Origin of the sequence: Roseimaritima multifibrata (assembly GCF_007741495.1) — a bacterium.
Taxonomy (GTDB): domain Bacteria; phylum Planctomycetota; class Planctomycetia; order Pirellulales; family Pirellulaceae; genus Roseimaritima; species Roseimaritima multifibrata.
The window spans coordinates 5791376-5808804 of sequence record NZ_CP036262.1 but is presented as its reverse complement, the minus strand read 5'-3'; the positions used below and the strand labels follow the sequence as shown (position 1 = coordinate 5808804).

Here is a 17429-nt window from a genome sequence, read left to right as displayed (position 1 = left end):
TTTTTGATTAATCACGCTTCCGAGTGATTTTTTTTGCGGCCCCAAGCGTCAAAACCGTTTGCGGAATCACGTATTTTCGTTCGAAACAGAATCTTCTGTTGGACTTGCCTGTTTCGGGATAACCGGGAGAGTCCACCACAGAAGCAGCATTCCCAACACGGCACTGATCGCGGATCCAACCAGCACGCCGGTCTTCGCGGTATCCGGTCCGGCATCCCCAAATGCAAGGCCGTCGATAAACAATGCCATGGTAAAACCGATCCCCGCTAAACAGCTTCCGCTGAAGAGTACCGGCCAACCAATCCCCGCTGGAAGTTTTGCCCAGCCAAGCTTGACCACGACCCAGCTGAATAACAGGATCCCCAGGGGTTTGCCTACAACCAAACCGAGGACCACGGCGATCGCAACCGAATCATTTAGGTTCCCCAGTTCGATCGTGACCCCGGCGTTTGCCAACGCAAATAGCGGCATGATGATGTAGGCGGTCCAGGGATGAAGGGTCATTTCCAGATACTCCAGCGGTGACACCAGTTCTCGCGTTAAACGCTGAACCTCATGAACCGCTTCAGCTCGGTGCCGTCGCTTCGCCCAACGCCCGTTTCCAAATTCCTCTTTCTTGTTGTTTAAGTAGTCACGGAACCGCTCCGGTACCAGGACCGCGCGGGCTGGTGTCTGCAGTCCAAGGATCACGCCAATCAGCGTTGCATGGACTCCTGATTCATGGAGCATCAGCCAGGCGATGGCCCCGATGACGATATAGGGAGGGAAATTGCGTACCCCGATGCGAGAGAGTCCTTGAACCATCGCGATACAGATTGCCGCCAGACCGAGATAGCGGTAGTCGAGCGATTCGGTATAGCCGACCGCGATAACCAGAATGGCTCCAATATCATCGACGATCGCCAATGACAGCAGTAGGATCCGCAAACTAAGAGGGACACGTGAACCAAGCAACGCCAAGCATCCGATCACAAATGCGATATCGGTTGCCATCGGGATTCCCCAACCACGCATGCCCGGTTGCCCATACTGCATGGAGAGGTAAAGCCCCGCTGGGATCAGCATTCCTCCGCATGCCGCCGCGATCGGTAGTGTGGCTTGCTTCCATGACGATAATGAGCCATGGGCAAGTTCACGTTTGACTTCCAGCCCGATCACGAAAAAGAAGATCGCCATCATTCCGTCATTGATCACGTGCCGAAGCGAGTGATGAAAGACATACTTGCCAAATCCCAACGTGACATCGGTGTTCCAAAACGCAAGGTACCCTGCTGCATAATTCGAATTCGCGGCGTATAACGCGATCGCAGTGCAGGCGACTAGGAATAGCCCACTGCTGGCTTCAATGTGAAGGAAGCGGGCTAGCGGCCGCAGGATCCGATCAACAGGTTGCATCGGTAGAGGGATTGCGGAACCAGGGAAAGTGTTTCTCGGCTCGGGCGAAGTTTCAGATTCGATGCTATTATCCAATGGATCGCTGGGGGCGAGGTGGTTACTGCATGACCGTTCATTATGAGGGCACTTTGTACGCAAACGCAACCGCCGTATCCAGTCGAATTCTGCCATAAAACAGGCCCTGTGACCGTTGCTTCGCAGTTGTATATGGTGCGTCAAGCAGCGTTGACGGTTGTCCGCCAGTATCCAACCAACTCACGGAGCGTTTTTCGACGGAGCAACGCAAGGGACGCGTCTTAGCGTTGACAGAATATTCGCCTATTCGTAGCTCCGCCTCTCGGGACGTGCGATATATAAGTTGACGGTTTGACAGCAGCTGGCACCTGCCCAGACATCCAAGCGCCACGTCCCCTCGTCGGTTTACCCGACAGGAACGCAAGATTTGAAATTAGAGGTGGTTGCCCCCACGGTTTTCGCATCCCGTTCGGATTGCCGCTTTCAGCGGCAATCCGAACGGGATGCGTTTTCCTAGAGCCATGCGAACTAATTTCAAATCTTGGCTTCATGCCAGGCAAGCTGGCATGGGGCCTTTTCTCCCTGCCACACTCACTACTTATTTATCGCACAACCCCCGAGGCGGAGAACTTGGCAAGCACGAGTCTCGGAGAGACTCGCCTACGTGCTACGCCGGGTTGGCTGGCAATGTCTGGTCAGCGATTCGGGTGCTCCATCGACCGTCGCTTGTTCCGTCCCCTTTCCCCCTCCCTTGGATTTGCTTGCCTAATGCGATCTGAATTGGTTTGTTAGAATATCTAGAGAAACCGTTCCCATTCAATCGAAGGTCTGCGTCTTGGAAGAACCCAATCGCTCTGCCGGTGATCCTGCTGCTGCCGGGAAAGTTCCCGTCGCAAAGGAATCGATCAGTCCTACGGAACAACTGATCGCTGCAGCTCGGAAGGGCGACAATGCGGCTCTTGGAGATTTGCTGGCGAATTACCGAAGGTACTTGGTCTTTCTGGCGAGAACCGGAATCCATAACCATCTGCAAGCCAAAGCCGATCCGTCGGACGTCGCGCAGGAAGTCTGTTTGGCCGCTCATGGCAATATTGCAGACTTTCAAGGAACCACCGCCGAAGAATTTGCTGGGTGGCTAAGGGGCATTCTTTCGAACACTCTGGCGATGCACGCTCGTAAATACTTGGGGACTCAGAAGCGGGATCCAAGGCTGGAGCAGCGTCTGCAGCAAAGCATGGCAAGTGCCACCGGGTTTCTTCAGTCGCAGTTGGCGGGCGACCGAACTTCTCCTAGTCAGCATTTCGCTCGCAACGAAGCCTTTCTGCAGTTGGCCGAGGCGCTGGAATCGTTGCCTGCTGACTATCGCCAAGTGATCGTCCTGCGGCATGTTGAAGGGCTGCCGTTCGCCGAAGTCGCGACCGAAATGCAGCGGAGTGTCGACAGTGTCGAAAAACTATGGGTACGTGGGCTCACGAAACTCAAAGCAATCATGGGGGAAGGATGAGCACTAGCGACGAAACGGATGATGCTGGGGTTGTGGCCGCAGTCAAAAATTACATGGTGATGTTGGATGGCGGGAAGGCGCCGCCGCTGGAGGATTTTCTGTTGCAGCATGCCGCGATTGCAGAAGAGCTGCGTCCGGCGCTGGAGGGACTGGCTTTTGTTCATAAGGCCGCCGACCCTAAACCCGATCCGCCTGGAGCCTCTAGTTCGATCACGGCCCCTGACGCGGAATTCACCGCAAAACCAATCGGTGATTTTCAGATCGTCGGCGAATTGGGCCGCGGAGGAATGGGGGTTGTTTACGAAGCGGTGCAGCTGTCGTTGGGACGGCACGTCGCTTTGAAGGTGTTGCCATTTGCTAGTGGATTGGACGAAGTCCGGTTGCAGCGTTTTCGCAACGAAGCGCATGCGGCGGCTGCATTGCACCACACCAATATCGTCCCGGTCTACGCCGTTGGAAGTGATCGCGGAGTCCACTACTACGCGATGCAGTTGATCGATGGGAGCACGCTGGCTGAATTGATCGAGCACATGCGGGCGGCAAATCGATTGACGCCCGATCGCAGCGACCAAACGCGTTCCGGGATGGAGTCCAAGCCTCGTGGGCAGGAGACCTTTGTACGTCATTCGACGGTTTTGAGTAGCAGCCAGTCCGAGCGGAAACGGTACTACCGGAAAGTGGTGCACATGGCCCACCAGGCGGCGACCGCCCTCCAGCATGCTCACCAGTATGGCGTCATTCATCGCGACATTAAGCCGGCTAACTTATTGCTCGATTCAACCGACAAAATCTGGGTCGCTGATTTTGGCTTGGCCCAGGTTCAGACGGATCAATCGCATTTGACGCGGACCGGCGACCCGATGGGGACGCTGCGGTACATGAGTCCCGAGCAGGCGGCAGGCCGTCGCGACGAGCTGGATCATCGAACCGATATCTACTCCTTGGGCGTCACGCTGTACGAAATGTTGACTTTGCAGCCAGCGATTTCAGGGGCGGGCTATCGTGAGATGCTGAACAATGTGGCGTTGCATGAACCTCCTTCTCCAAAGACGGTCGACCCTTCCTTGCCGCTGGAACTGGATACCATTCTTCGCAAGGCAATCGCAAAAATCCCTGCCGAAAGGTATGCCAGTGCGGGCGAGTTTGCTGACGATCTGCAAGCGTGGCTGGATGATAAACCGATCGCTGCAAAACCGCCCACGGTGATCGAGCGATTCAGTAAGTGGCGAAGAAGAAATAGCGGTTTGGTAACCGTCGCGAGTGGGTTCTTGCTGTTGGCAACGTTGGGATTGCTGGCGACCACCCTGATGATCTGGCGTGAACAACGAGCCACCGCCGATGCGTTGGTCCGGGCAACGGAACAGCGGCTACTGGCACAGCGTAGTTTTGATCAGGCTCGGTCGGCTGTCGATACGTTTAGCAGCTTGAGTGAAAGTGAACTGGCCTACCGGCCCCAGTTAAATGACTTGCGGCGAAGTTTCCTCGAAACGTCACTCTCGTTTTATCAAGACTTTCTAGAAGATCGAGCCGATGATCCGGCTTTAAAAAGCGAACTGGAGGAGACTTCCAGTCGCGTGCAAAGTTTGGTGGATGAATTACAGGTCCTTGATAATATCGCTCCGTATTTTCGATTGGCCGATCCACGGGTTCAAAAGGATCTGAATTTGAGCCCCGGCGAAGCGAGCGAAATTGAGCTGGCTGTCGAAGCCTTTCAGGAAGAGCGGGAAGCGGCCGCCAGTGATCTTGCGGTTGGGTTGACGACCGACCGCGAAGCCAATAACCGAGTGTTGCAGGAATTTGAAGAGAACTTGCGGCAGCGGTTGACCAGCGGGCAGCGAACTAGGCTGTTGCAGATTTCCAGACAAATGCGGTTGCCGTTCACGTTTAAAACTTCGGAAATCAAAACGCTGCTGGGACTGACACGTGAACAGTCGGATGATATCAATCGGATCATCGAAGAAACGCGTCCGGGGGGCGGCCCACGCATCGGAGACCCGATGCCGATGGGTGGTCCAGGCGGAGGCCCTGGTGATGGTCCGCCGGGCGGAAGAGGAGGTCCTGGTCGAGGCGGGCCGTTTGGAGGGCCTCCCGGCGGCGGACGCGAGCGGTTAGAAGATGGACCGAATGATCCAGGTGGCCGGCCGCCAAACGATTTTCGAGATCGACAACCTCCTGATTTTTGGAGGTCCCAAGGAATCCAAAATACAGTCCGTCACATTCTGGAAATATTGACACCCGATCAACGTAAAAAGTGGGCCGAACTGGTAGGCCCGCCGTTCTAGGAAAACTGGCGGGGCGTGGGGTAAATCCGTGCGAACCGGTGCAATGCTTGGAATCCATCGATGGGCGGGAGAAACGATTAATGTTGGGGCCCCCATCGTTCGTTCGGGAGACGCTTTCCTCGGCCTGGCGTGGGAAGGCGAAATAAAGAACAGATCTTTGGCATGATACTTGCGTAATCAAGTCTTCCAGAAACAACGTCGGCTGGCCGGTCAGTGATATCTATCAACTGCCCTGCTCTTCGGCGGGCCACGTCGGCCGATCGTTATCACTTGCTTACTGGAGAATGTCATGCTTTACTGGGCCGCAGTCTTTTTTGTTATCGCTTTAATTGCCGGATTGTTCGGGTTTGCAGGGATCGCTGGCAGTGCCGCCTGGATTGCTCAGGTTCTGTTCGTTGTCTTCCTGGTGCTGTTTGTGCTCAGCCTGATCTTCGGACGCCGCAGCCCAATTGCTTAGGTGTTTTGATGAGAGTCGACGAGTTTGATATCGCTGGAGCATCCGACATTGGGAAAAAGCGATCAGAAAATCAGGACCATTTTCTGATCGCGGATCTTCGCCGGCAATTAGTCGTTCGTCAGAGCGACATTGCCGAAGATGACCAAGGTGAGATCTTTGGCTGTCAAGAAGGTCATCTGCTTGTGGTTGCAGATGGCATGGGCGGCCACGATTCGGGGGAAGTCGCCAGTCGGAAGGCGGTGCAGGCGTCGGCTAAATACGTCCTCGATATGATGCATTGGTTCCTGAAATTGACCCCTCGCGATGAGGACGATTTTGTGGACGAATTGGCGAATTGCCTGCGCTCCATTCAAGAACAAATCTGGTCCGAAAGCCCTGCGGGGCAACGCCGTATGGGAACAACGGTCACGATGGCTTATGTCCTCTGGCCAAAGCTTTACATCGTTCATGCCGGTGACAGTCGATGCTACATGATGCGTCGTCAAAATTTTCAGCAGCTAACGACCGATCACACCATCGCTCAGCAATTGGTGTCGACGGGGACGCTGACCGAGGAAGAGGCAGCGAAGGGTAACTGGGGGCACGTTCTCTGGAACTGTGTTGGCGGTGGTGAGGACGTTGTGCAACCCGAAGTGATTCGCTGTGACCTGAAGGAAGACGACACGCTGCTTCTATGTAGCGATGGGCTGACAGGCATGTTATCCGACGAAACCATTCGTCGAGTCGTGTTGGAGCAAACCTGCAGTCGAAGCACCGTTGAAACATTGGTACAAGAAGCTAACGACGCGGGTGGCAAGGACAATATTTCAGTCGTCGTCTGCCGGTTCAATCATCCTCGGAACTGCAATAGCTTTTCGGACGCGAACCCATGTGATACGACGATCAGTTAACGAATGTTTCACGCCCAACGTCCGTATCCGCAGAACCCTTGTGGGTGACTGGTCTTCGATTCGACCGTTCAATTTGCAACGATGTCTGGAAGGTTTTCGGGTCGGATCGAATCGCTTCTGCCCGGCACTGAGTTGATTGTCGCCTTTCGCTCCGCGGCAGAACGCTCGCTTAAAGCCACTATCGCGGAGCGAAAGGCGACAATCACTCTCCGCCTTCCCTTGCCTACGCATTTTGAAGTTGCGTCTTTGAGGTGATGGCTGTGGTCAATCGTCCTGATTTCCGTACTCTTGCGGATGCCGGAAATCATTCGGCTATTCCAACACCTTTTTAGCTCCAAGTATCGAGAGTTCCGTTTCCGGGCTTGCCCCGGAGGACTCGCAACTGGCAGCTACCTAATTGGGCGATCAAAAGGCTGGCGGAGAAGGATGAATCGCAAAGAGGCATGGGGTAGCTGCCATTTGTTGCCCCGGACCGGGACAAACGCGGCGGAAGCAAAGTAGTCAACCCTAAAAAACGCAGCATCAAAACTAACGCAGCGGGTGGGATTTTCTGTTGCATTGCCGCACAGCCGCAACCGGCTCAGAAAAGGCCGGTCCTTGTCAGCACCGGCCTTAACGCTTCCCATGCGACCCCTTGCTCAGTTTTCCACTTTCTTCGCAAGCTGGTCCAGTTCGTCTAATTGAAACCGTACGCTAAGGATGTAGGGTTGCTCGCCTATCTGCCAGTGCCCGTAAGTGGTGGTCACAAAAGTGCCATCGGGAAGAACTTCAACTCCTGGATAGGCGGTATCGTAACCCTTGGTGTTGTCTTTTAAACGGACGACATATTGGCCATCTCCGCCCTTTTCTAGATCGTCCCAGGTTCCGACCCAGCCGACCCAGTCTCCTTCAAAGGGGCGGCTCTCTTTGGCCGATCCTGGGGAAATGCAGCGGAAACTAATGAACAGTCGGCCGTCGGGGCCATACTTCCCTGTGTGGCGATCGCCGGTAAGGGCGAGAGGAACGGGACGCGGTTCCGTCCAGGTTTGCCCTTCATCATCGGAGAAGATGATGTGCGAATTTTGAGTTCGAGTGTTCTCTCGAAGCAGAACCGCTAGACGTTTGCCGTCCGGCGATCGGATGCAGCCGGGTTCGCACAAATTGACTTCGGCTGACTGAAATACGACCTCGGGGGCGGACCACGTTAGGCCACCATCTTTGGAGAACGTTTTAAACAGTTTAAACGTTGCTTCCCTCTTGCCACCTTTTTCAAAGTACCGTCCGTCATCGTGGAACATTGCCATGTAGTGCCCTGCCCCGGTCTGAAGCGGTTCCACAAATCCCATGACGACAATCCCACCCCAGTCGCCCACCGGTTTTAATTCGCTCCACTCTTTTCCATCGTCTTCGGTGACGGCTAGTCGGGCTGGATTCAGTCCAGACCACATGATGATTCGTTTGGTGCCATCAGGTCCGATCACACGGTGAAGCGTCGGTACCTCTTGAGAAGTTTCCCAGTTTTTCGGCGTCGGCAGACGATCGCTCCACGTTTTCCCGCCATCAAGGCTACGCTTGTAAACGATGCCCCCGCGACCATGTCCTTTGGGGTAAACACACAAAATGGTTTTTCCGTCTTCCAGTAGGCAGGTGGTCGGATGCCCCAGATACTGTCCCGGTTCACGATCGACGATCACTTGGCGATCCGTTTGATCATTTAGATCGATGGTTGTCGGATAGTCCGCCGGTTGCGCCATGGCCAAGCCTAGCGTTAACTGGAGTGCGATGAATACGGAAAGCGTTGCAGTGCGCATGATGGGGCTCGGTTGGTGGGGTTAAGACGCCCGTCAAACTAATGCTTCGCAGGAAGTTCGACGGTGATCGCCATAATGATTGGAGCGGAATGATGTTTCGGCTTGACCAGCTGAATGGTCTCAATCATCGCATCGCGTTTGGGGGTGATTGCTAGGTAACGCAGTTGACCACCATCACGCATTTTGAAAGCGAGTTTTGATTTAGGAACATTAAATATACCGATATAGTCAGCGATATGTTGACCATCGATTAAAGGATGGTCTTCCGTCTGACCATCGGAGTATTGTAATCGCACGATCATGCTGACGCCCCCGTTTTGCGGTCTTTTTGAAGCCCAACCCGCGACGCCACCCAGCAGATGGATCTTGCTGGCAGGAGTCCGGCAGCGGACACTGACGCTGTTCGGCATCTGAGGCGCAAACGATCCGTTGGGGCCGTTTAGCATGACACCATTTTTGACCGTGGTCCCGGCAGGATCGATCAGCGAAAAGGGGACGTCGTCGACCATCTGTATGCCCCACTGCGGCATCACTAGACGTTCGGATCGGTTTCCGCGATTGGTAAACAATCCTTCGGTCGTGATAATGTTTGCAACTCGTTCCAGACCTAGCGGGACGAATTTTTCACGCTGCGTAAGGTATTCCAGTAAGTCGATAAAACTGGCATCGTCAATGGATTGTTCAAAGCCTTCGGGCATCGCTGATTTCGTCGAAGCTTGCAGTTGTTCAATGTCCTCTCGCAAAATGGTGTGCTTTTTACCTTGCACATCGACCATCTCGATCGAGGTTAAGGATTCGGCGCTTAGCAGCCCACTGATCACCTCGCCATCGACCGTCAATGCGGTGTATAGACGGTAGTTGGCTTCGACACTCCGATTGGGATCGAGGATGTGCGTCAGCAATTCGGTTTTGGGATGGACCGACATGCCGTTTAGGTTGGGGCCGACAGTTGTTCCGTTTCCCTTAAAGACATGGCACGTCGCACAGTTCTTGATAAAGATCGCTTTCCCTCGTTCGGGATCGCCGACGGCTTCGGCGAGTGACAATTTTGCGTTGACCAATTTGGCGCGATCGTTGTTGACCACTACCCCACCCTGTTTCATCAGGTCGGCAATAGTCGTCCGGATCTCGGGGGACGGATGCGAAGCCAAGCTGCCGCGTTGCTCGATCGATAGGTCACTGATCTGGATCTCTCCTTTTTCCATGCCCCTTAAGACAGCCGTCGTTAGCTGGGGACGAGACAGCATCACACGGATCACTGCATCCCGGATATCGGGAGTGCCCGTTTCGATGATCTCCAGCAGGGGATCGCCAACATCCGTGACCTTGGACTGGCTGACCTGTTCGATCAGGCCGATGGAAAGGTCTTTCGGTGAATGGGGGCCGATCAGGCTGACCAAATCTTCGATCGACTCGGTGCGGGCAGGAGCTAATTGAATCAGTTGACTTGCCGCTTCTAGCCGCTCTTTGACCGGTAGATCTTCTTGCTCAACCAGTTGCAAGAAATCGCCTAGGATCGTTTGGATCTCTGATTCTAGAGAGCGGTTTGACCATTTGGCGGCCAGGCGAGCCAGAGAGGCTTTTCCGGTTCCCGATGCGCGATTGAAAATCCGCCGCAGAGAATCGTTCACCGAATCGCCCAAAACGATCACGTGATCGTTGCTCCAGCCCGCGGTTAATCCATTGACGACGGCGTCCAAGTTCCGGTCGCTGCCGGAATCTTGTTTCGTGTCACCGTCTGCTAGTGATTGTAGGAGCTCCGACATCGCATCGGCCGAGGGATGGCTGCGAGCAAAATGCTCTGCGGTTCGCGTTAGGATTGGAAGGGCTGCAGGTGGTAACGATTGCGATTCCGTAAAGGTTGTATTTAAGAAATGAAACGCATTCATGGCACACGCGCTGGTTGCCGCGTCGATCAGCCAGCGATCCGAAATGATTCGATCAGACGCGATGGCTTGGCGGAGGATGGGACTGGCGTTAGCACTGGGCGCATCGGAAACTTTCAACAGCGTTGCCAGCACGACTTGGGCGTTGGGGTCTTGAATCAATTCAGCCCGTTCGAGTGCCGCTACCGTTTCAGGGGCGTTGGGTAAGACGCGGACGGCGTTCAGACGCACGCCTGGCGAAGGGTGGTTTAGTGCGAGTGTGACCTGCTGAAAAATTTGCCCTTTGGCGGATTCCAAAAGCCCCAACCCGTGCAGCGTCTGCAGAGCATGGATGGCTCCAACATTCAGACCGATCGAGTCCACGCTTTGGTCTTCCACTAGTGCTAAAAGCGAAGCAACGATTGTGGGAGAATGATCTTGTCGTTCGACCAGTAACCGCTGAGCCGACAGTCGGACTTCCATGGTTGGGTTCGCCAGTGCCGCTAACAGTTCTTCGGCGCTTGAGCGGGGACTTAGCGAAACCGGAGCCGACGCGTTGGGGGAATCGGGAACAACGCGGTAGATGCGTCCATACTTTTTATCCCGTAGCTTGGTTTCGTATGCGTGCCCTTTACCCGTTTTAAAGCCTTGCGGCGTTGGGTTGTGTTGCACGATGTAGTTGTACCAATCCAAAACCCACACGTTTCCGTCGGGACCAACCTCCGCCATGATCGGAGCGGTCCATTCGTCATCGCTGGCGAATAGGTTAATGGGGCTGGACGATTTCATACCCGCGCCATCGGGCTGAATCACAAATGTGCCAACGAGTTTCCCCGTGGGACCACACACAAAAGCGGTCCTGTTCCACCAAGCTTCCGGATAATTGCGAGCGGTATACAACGCGTGTCCCGCGGCCGCTGTGTAACCGCCGTGGTGGTCGACTTGGCGAATTTTGTCGGTGATCGGATGGAACAAGTGATCGGGACTGATCATCTGAAGACCCTCCGGTGCCCAGCCTTGTACTCGTTCGTAATAACGGTTGGCGATCGGCATGAAGAAGCTGGGAGCGCGGTTCGCTGTCGATCCGAAAATCAGTCCTTCTTCCGAAATTCCCAGGCCCCAGGTGTTGTTGGTCGTCGAGCGAACGAATTCCAGTTTTTCGACGCTGGGATCGTCGTTTTGTGAAAGTTTGAAACGAAAGAAACCCATTCGGAAGGAGGCGTGCTTTTCGCCGTTGATGATTGGAGCGGAGTTGTTATAGCCCTGCATTCCCCAGATCCAATTGTCCAATCCATTGCGAAAATTACTGACGCCGCCATGCGTGTCGGTCAGCGTCCAGTTGGAGATAAGAACCTTGCGGAGATCCGCTTTTCCGTCGTTGTCGGTATCTTTTAGGTAAAGGGTCTCCGTTCCATTTTGGACAACCAATCCGCCACGATGAAACGCGATCGCCGTGGGGATGCTGAGGTTCTGGGCAAAAATAGTGGACGTGTCCGCTTGGCCGTCGTCATTGGTATCTTCCAGCACACGGATGCGGTCGCGACCCTTACCGCCATCCTTCAGTTCGTTTGGATAATCGACCGTTTCACAAACCCAAAGTCGACCTTGGGGATCCCACGTCATCGCGATCGGTTTGCCGGCGAACATTTTTTCGTCCAGCATCGATTCATCGGCGAATCGTTCAACATGAAACCCTTCGGGGGTTACGATATGTTTCATCGATTCTTCGGCGGGCGACGGTTGTTGCATCCGGTTTAACGTTTTGCCTCGTCCCTCTGCATAGTTCGGGATCTCGGGGCCGACATCGATGTAGTCAAAAAGTTTCAGGTCTTTGGCAGGTGCTTTTTGTGGCGGCAACACGGCCGCGACGGGACCGCCGACAATTCCGGTTGCTCCTTCGCCGCAAGCCCAGCGAATCCCTCGTTCGATTAGGTCTAAGAATTCGGGCTGATTCCAGGTGCGATGGTCGTGGCCCCAAGCGGTGTAGAAGATTCGCCCTTCCCCGTGCGTCCGGATCCAGGTCCATGGTTCGCGGATGTTCCCGTTTGCTTGGACATCGCCAGCTCGGTATTCAAGAACCACGCGATTGTGGTCATTGTGTTTATGGTGGACGTAGGTTTCGTCCCAGCTGGTAAAGGTTTGGTAACCATCCATTACGGGATGCTTGATCTTGGCCGACTGAGTGGTCATTTCACCCGTCCCGTGCCGCTGAAACTGAGCCCCCATCAGGGCAACGATTTCAGGCGAATTTCGAAAACAGTAGGTCGCACAGTGCAGCGGAATAAAGCCTTTGCCCGACGCGACGTACTGCAGGAGTGCCTGTTCTTGTGCCGGTTCGATCGTGTCGATGTTGGCGTAGAGGATTAGGCCATCGTACTGATTGAGGGTCGCAAGGTTCAGGCTGTCGACGTCCTCTGTATAGGTCAAGGCAATGTTACGTTTCGCCATCGGGGGCTGCAGGTCCTTAAAACGCATCGCCGGTTGGTGATGGTTTTGATCGCCCAGGAAGAGCAACCGCAGCGGCGGTTCCGCCGCTGTCAGAAGGTTGGGGACAGCGATGGCAATGATTGACAGAATCAATTTGCGAAACATAACGATGCTTGCTAAAGAAAAGATGACTTAAAAAAGCAGGAGGGCGACCTGGATGAGGAATCGGACGCCCGGAAATGCCCTCTACGAGAAATCGGGAAGGCGAACGATTTCGCCACCTTTCATCGCCGATTCGTGAGCACACAAGCCAGTGCAGGTCCAGTTCGCCGCCGTTTTCGCATTCGGCCATGGATCTCGGTCCTCCTGAATCGCCGAGACGAATTCGTGGACCATGTGGGGATGCGATCCGCCGTGTCCTCCGCCTTGGACGAAGGAGAGGTGTTCCGAATCATGGATCTCCGCTGGCATCGTAAATCGCTGAATCGGCTCGGGAAGCAAGTGGGCAAAGTCAGGGATTTCGATCTTTTCAGGGATTTCGTGTTCAGCTTTTTTGGCCGTGTGAAGAACGTGAGGTTCGTTTTCGATCAGCGTCCATTCGAAGCTCTTCTTGGTTCCGTAGACATCGAAACTTTCGCGATACTGTCGAGCCACGTCGTATAGGAAACGCCAGATATGGGCGGTGATGTCGCTATCTTTCAATTTGATATGACAGCTTTCAACAGCGAACTTGCTTCCTGACTTCTGGGCGATCTCTTCGCGGACGGTTCCCGATCCAAAGCAACTAACCGATTCCGCCAAAGCGTCTGTCAGCCCCAGGCAGGGACTGACGACGTGGGTCGCGTAGTGCATCGGGATCATCGATTTCCAGTAACTGGGCCAGCCATCCATGTCCTGTGGATGCGACGCGGCAAGGTGCTGGATTTTTCCCAGTTCCCCTTTCTCGTACATCTCTTTGATGAACAGAAACTCGCGGCTGTAGACGACGGTTTCTGCCATCATGTATTTCAGCCCGGTCTCTTTAACCTTGGCGACGATCTGTTGGCATTCCTCAATGGTCGTTGCCATCGGAACGGTGCAGATCACGTGCTTCCCGGCGTCCAATGCTTTTAACGACATCCACGCATGATCAGCAATCGGGCTGTTGATGTGAACGCAGTCGATGTCTGGATCCGCAAGAACCTGTTCGTAATCCGAATAGCGTTTGTCGATTCCGAACTGGACACCCGTTCGGTTTAGTTCGGTTTCATTGCGGCGACAGATCGCCACAACTTCGGCTCCAGGATGCGCCTGGTAGATGGCGATGAACTCGGATCCAAAACCGAGTCCAACCATTGCCATTTTTACTGTTTTCGTTTCGCTCATCGATCTCTTTCCTTGCTGTGGTGATTTCCAGGTCCGGAGCCTCAAGGGACCTCGATTTTGCATACAGCCAAGTATAAAGGGAGCGATTTGGTATGGTATGTGAAATTGCGTAGACTTAATGTGATATTTCGCGGAAGGGGTTCGGGGCGTTTATGTTGAGTAACCAATGAAAAAACAAAAGTCGGTCGCCCTGTTAATTGAAACTTCGAACGCCTACGCGAGGAATCTGTTAAGTGGGATCGTTTCGTACATCCGGACCACCGATTCATGGTCGGTCTATCTTCCCGAGCAGCAGCGAGGCGCGACGCCTCCTTCGTGGATCGCGGGCTGGAAGGGAGATGGTTTGATTGTCCGGATCGAAACCAAAGCGATTGCACAGGCATTGCAGAAGCTGAAGATTCCGGTGGTTGATGTCAGTGCGGCGAGGGAAGTTCCGAACATCCCGTGGGTCGAAACCGACGATGCTGCGATTGCGAAATTGGCGTATCAACATTTTCGCGAACGCGGTTTCGCGCATTTCGCGTTTTGTGGGGAGCCTGGTTTCAATTGGTCGAATTGGCGTGAGGACGCCTTCGTGCAGATGGTTCACCAGCAGCAGCAGACGTGTCATCTGTTCCATGCAAAGCACCGTGAATCCGCGGGCTATTCCTACAGTCGAGAGCGGCAGCGGTTGACGAAATGGGTGCTTAGTCTGCCTCACCCGATCGCGATCTTCGCCTGCTACGACATTAAGGCTCAGCAGATATTGGATATCTGTCGTGAGCATGAGATCGATGTTCCCCAGCAGATCGCAATCTTGGGAGTCGACAATGATGAATTGTTGTGTGACCTCTGTACGCCTCCGCTCTCCAGTGTGATCCCCGCAGCGCATCGGACCGGGAGGGAGGCGGCGGAGCTATTGGACCGGATGATGAATGGAGAAGCCATTGAACCTTTGGCGCATCGGATCGAACCGATTGGCATCGCCACACGTCAGTCGACCGATGTGCTGGCAATCGACGACGCCGAAATCGCAATGGCCATGCGGTTCATCCGAGACAACGCCTGTGAAGGGATCAACGTAGCGAGCATTCTGAAGCAGGTTCCGCTGTCACGAAGTGTTTTTGAAAAACGGTTTCAAGAGCTGGTGGGGCATACGCCGCATCAAGAAATTACCAATCGTCGAGTCGAGCGGATCCGGCAGTTGTTGGTCGAAACCGATTTGCCATTGAGTCAAATCGCTCAGCGAACCGGTTTCCAGCACGAGGAGTACATGAGCGTAACCTTCAAGAAAGCAATGGCAGTCCCCCCAGGCGAATACCGAAGAAAACACTAGCTAATACCCCACCCGAATTCCCATCCAAGTCTTAATCTTAATCCTAATCTTAATCCTAATCCCACTTCGTCTCAGGCCGACACAAGCCAATCGCAAGTCGTCTCTCTTGACGTGATTTCGAATCTTGGTGTTCGCCGGCAGGACTTGGGGGAGTGATCGTTGTGAGGGGCGAGGGATTAGGATTACGATTAAGATTAGGATTAAGATTAAAAAATGAGATGACAGTCAGCTTAGAAGTAAACTGCAGTGGGTGCACAGTCTGTCGTTTCGCGATCGCATTTCGCATCTTTGGCTTTTGTTGGTAGGCTGTCTGGCAATTCCCGATCATCTGCTTCGGTCAGGGCGGTGACAAAAAAGACATTCCATTAGGCGACCTCGATGACGGCTGATCCCGACGATTACCTTGAAGCATGTGACATCGTTAATTTTCGCGATCCCGCTGTGCTGCGGCTTTCGGCGGACCTTGCTGGCGCTGACGTGCTTGCAACCGCTCGACGATGCTTCGAATTTGTTCGCGACGAAATTCGCCATAGTTCTGACCACAAGTTGAATCCGGTCACCTGTGTTGCTTCGGATGTTTTGTTGCACCGAACCGGCTACTGCTACGCAAAGAGCCATCTGCTTTGCGCGCTGTTGCGTGCTAACGGGATTCCTGCCGGAATGTGCTACCAACGCCTAACGGTTGACGGCGATGCTCCACCGCACTGCTTGCACGGGTTGAACGCGATTTTCTTGCCAGATATTGGATGGCACCGTGTGGACGCGCGTGGTAACCGTGAGGATGTTCTTGCGGAATTCTGTCCGCCACGGGAACAGCTTGCTTTCGCCTCGCAGCACTTGGGTGAATTCGACCTTCCAGAAATCTACGTGAATCCTTTGCCAAACGTTGTTAAATGCTTGAACGATTTCGAATCATGGGATCAGGTACTGAACAATCTCCCTGATGTTCCGGTCGTCTAGCTTGGGTTTTCCCTCAAGTCCTTTCCGGCAACCGGATTCGACATTTGGGGGGAGCTTGCCAAGGGGATGCAGAAGTCTGGCTAGGTTCGCCGCTGATTGTGCTCGTTGCCAACAATCACCTCTCGAAACGCAACCGAATGCCGATCCGGTATGACTCCTGCTCCGAAACGAATCGAAATGTTTTTCGTCGTTTCGGCACCCAGTAGGAAAATCATGCTGGTGTAGTAAATCCAAACGAGAAACACGACCATCGATGCTGCCGCCGAACCGAGATGCGCCGCCGGGTTGTGGTTGGTGATGTACCACTGCAGACCGTAGCGGCCGAACCAAAATAGAATGGTCGTGACGATCGAACCGAAAAGTACATCCCGCCAACGAACGATGGCGCCGGGCATGAATTTGAAGATTGCCGCAAACACAGTCAGCGGAACTAGCGACTGCATGGCGTAGTTGACGACCACCGCGTAGGTATCACCAAGGTTCACAAAATCGGCCAGCTTCGTACCGAAATGAGTCAATGCAGCTGAAACCACGATCGATGCCAGTAGCAAGAATCCCAAGCCCAGGATCATCAACATTGAAAGCAGGCGTTTGGACAACCAGGTGAGGATCGTCGAGCGAGCCGGGTCAGGCTTGACTCGCCAAACTCGATTCATTGCATCTTGTAGTGAAGCTACCACGCCCGTGGCCCCGACCGCGATGCCGACAAAACTAAGCAGTGTCTTCCACCATTGCCCACCCATGTCTCGACTGCTTTGCAGTATTTCGGCGACTTGCTTTACCGCCGCCGTATCGCCAAACAGTTCCGCCGCTTGTTCCTGCAGTACATCGCTAGCGCGCTGCTCGGCTGCGACCTGCCCGAAAGCGGTCGATAACGCGATCGTCATCAACATTAACAACAGATACAGCAGCGGGGGCAAGGCGAACAGCGTGTAATACGCCAGTGAAGCCGCCAGTGTCATACAGCGATCATTGCTGAAGTCTGTCAAGATCGTTCTCAAAAACTTCAGCACCATCGCTCTCCAAACGGGACCAGGAATTCAACTCAAAATCTATTCATGCACCCGCCTGAGATGCGTCGGGTTAACGCTTTCATGCGTTCTCGGCGATCTTCCCGATAGACGGCGCCGTCGATGGATTTGCCATCCACCGTGAAATTTCGCC

At 54.1% G+C, this 17429-nt stretch carries 11 protein-coding genes; 6 read left to right on the top strand and 5 right to left on the bottom strand.

The window, feature by feature from the left end; translation table 11 throughout:
• Nucleotides 1-66 precede the first annotated feature (66 nt).
• A complete protein-coding gene (nhaA, locus tag FF011L_RS21125) occupies nt 67-1395 on the bottom strand; it encodes a Na+/H+ antiporter NhaA (RefSeq protein WP_145353970.1) in 1329 nt (442 codons plus the stop codon).
• A 919-nt stretch (nt 1396-2314) separates the two neighbouring features.
• Between nhaA and FF011L_RS21120 the strand changes: the two genes are divergently transcribed.
• The 4 genes from FF011L_RS21120 (at nt 2315) to FF011L_RS21105 (ending at nt 6543) form a co-directional block, all read left to right on the top strand.
• Nucleotides 2315-2914 (top strand): sigma-70 family RNA polymerase sigma factor, encoded by a 600-nt coding sequence (locus FF011L_RS21120; RefSeq protein WP_145355723.1) that lies wholly within the window; start codon nt 2315-2317, stop codon nt 2912-2914.
• Nucleotides 2911-5196 carry a serine/threonine protein kinase gene (locus tag FF011L_RS21115; protein WP_145353969.1) on the top strand — a complete coding sequence of 762 codons (2286 nt, stop codon included), beginning with the start codon at nt 2911-2913 and terminating at the stop codon, nt 5194-5196. The genes FF011L_RS21120 and FF011L_RS21115 overlap by 4 nt, the downstream gene beginning before the upstream one ends.
• 289 nt (nt 5197-5485) lie before the next feature.
• Complete coding sequence (locus FF011L_RS21110; protein ID WP_145353968.1) at nt 5486-5653, top strand: DUF1328 domain-containing protein; 168 nt, start codon at nt 5486-5488, stop codon at nt 5651-5653.
• Between the two features lie 8 nt (nt 5654-5661).
• A complete protein-coding gene (locus FF011L_RS21105; protein WP_145353967.1) occupies nt 5662-6543 on the top strand; it encodes a PP2C family protein-serine/threonine phosphatase in 882 nt (293 codons plus the stop codon).
• Nucleotides 6544-7181: 638 nt separating this feature from the next.
• Here the strand turns inward: FF011L_RS21105 and FF011L_RS21100 are convergent.
• The 3 genes from FF011L_RS21100 to FF011L_RS21090 all read right to left on the bottom strand — a co-directional run bounded on the left by FF011L_RS21100 (nt 7182) and on the right by FF011L_RS21090 (nt 13990).
• A complete protein-coding gene (locus FF011L_RS21100; RefSeq protein WP_145353966.1) occupies nt 7182-8333 on the bottom strand; it encodes a sialidase family protein in 1152 nt (383 codons plus the stop codon).
• A gap of 38 nt (nt 8334-8371) precedes the next feature.
• Nucleotides 8372-12790, bottom strand: a complete 4419-nt coding sequence (locus tag FF011L_RS21095) for a PVC-type heme-binding CxxCH protein (RefSeq protein ID WP_145353965.1) — start codon at nt 12788-12790, stop codon at nt 8372-8374.
• An 81-nt stretch (nt 12791-12871) separates the two neighbouring features.
• On the bottom strand, nt 12872-13990 hold the full coding sequence (locus tag FF011L_RS21090) for a Gfo/Idh/MocA family protein (RefSeq protein ID WP_145353964.1): 1119 nt from the start codon (nt 13988-13990) through the stop codon (nt 12872-12874).
• Between the two features lie 166 nt (nt 13991-14156).
• Here FF011L_RS21090 and FF011L_RS21085 point away from each other — a divergent pair, with 166 nt between their 5' ends.
• Complete coding sequence (locus tag FF011L_RS21085) at nt 14157-15305, top strand: XylR family transcriptional regulator (RefSeq protein ID WP_145353963.1); 1149 nt, start codon at nt 14157-14159, stop codon at nt 15303-15305.
• Between the two features lie 378 nt (nt 15306-15683).
• A complete protein-coding gene (locus FF011L_RS21080; RefSeq protein ID WP_145353962.1) occupies nt 15684-16265 on the top strand; it encodes a transglutaminase-like domain-containing protein in 582 nt (193 codons plus the stop codon).
• An 80-nt stretch (nt 16266-16345) separates the two neighbouring features.
• Here the strand turns inward: FF011L_RS21080 and FF011L_RS21075 are convergent, their stop codons facing one another.
• Complete coding sequence (locus FF011L_RS21075; RefSeq protein WP_315851695.1) at nt 16346-17281, bottom strand: YihY/virulence factor BrkB family protein; 936 nt, start codon at nt 17279-17281, stop codon at nt 16346-16348.
• Nucleotides 17282-17429 lie beyond the last annotated feature (148 nt).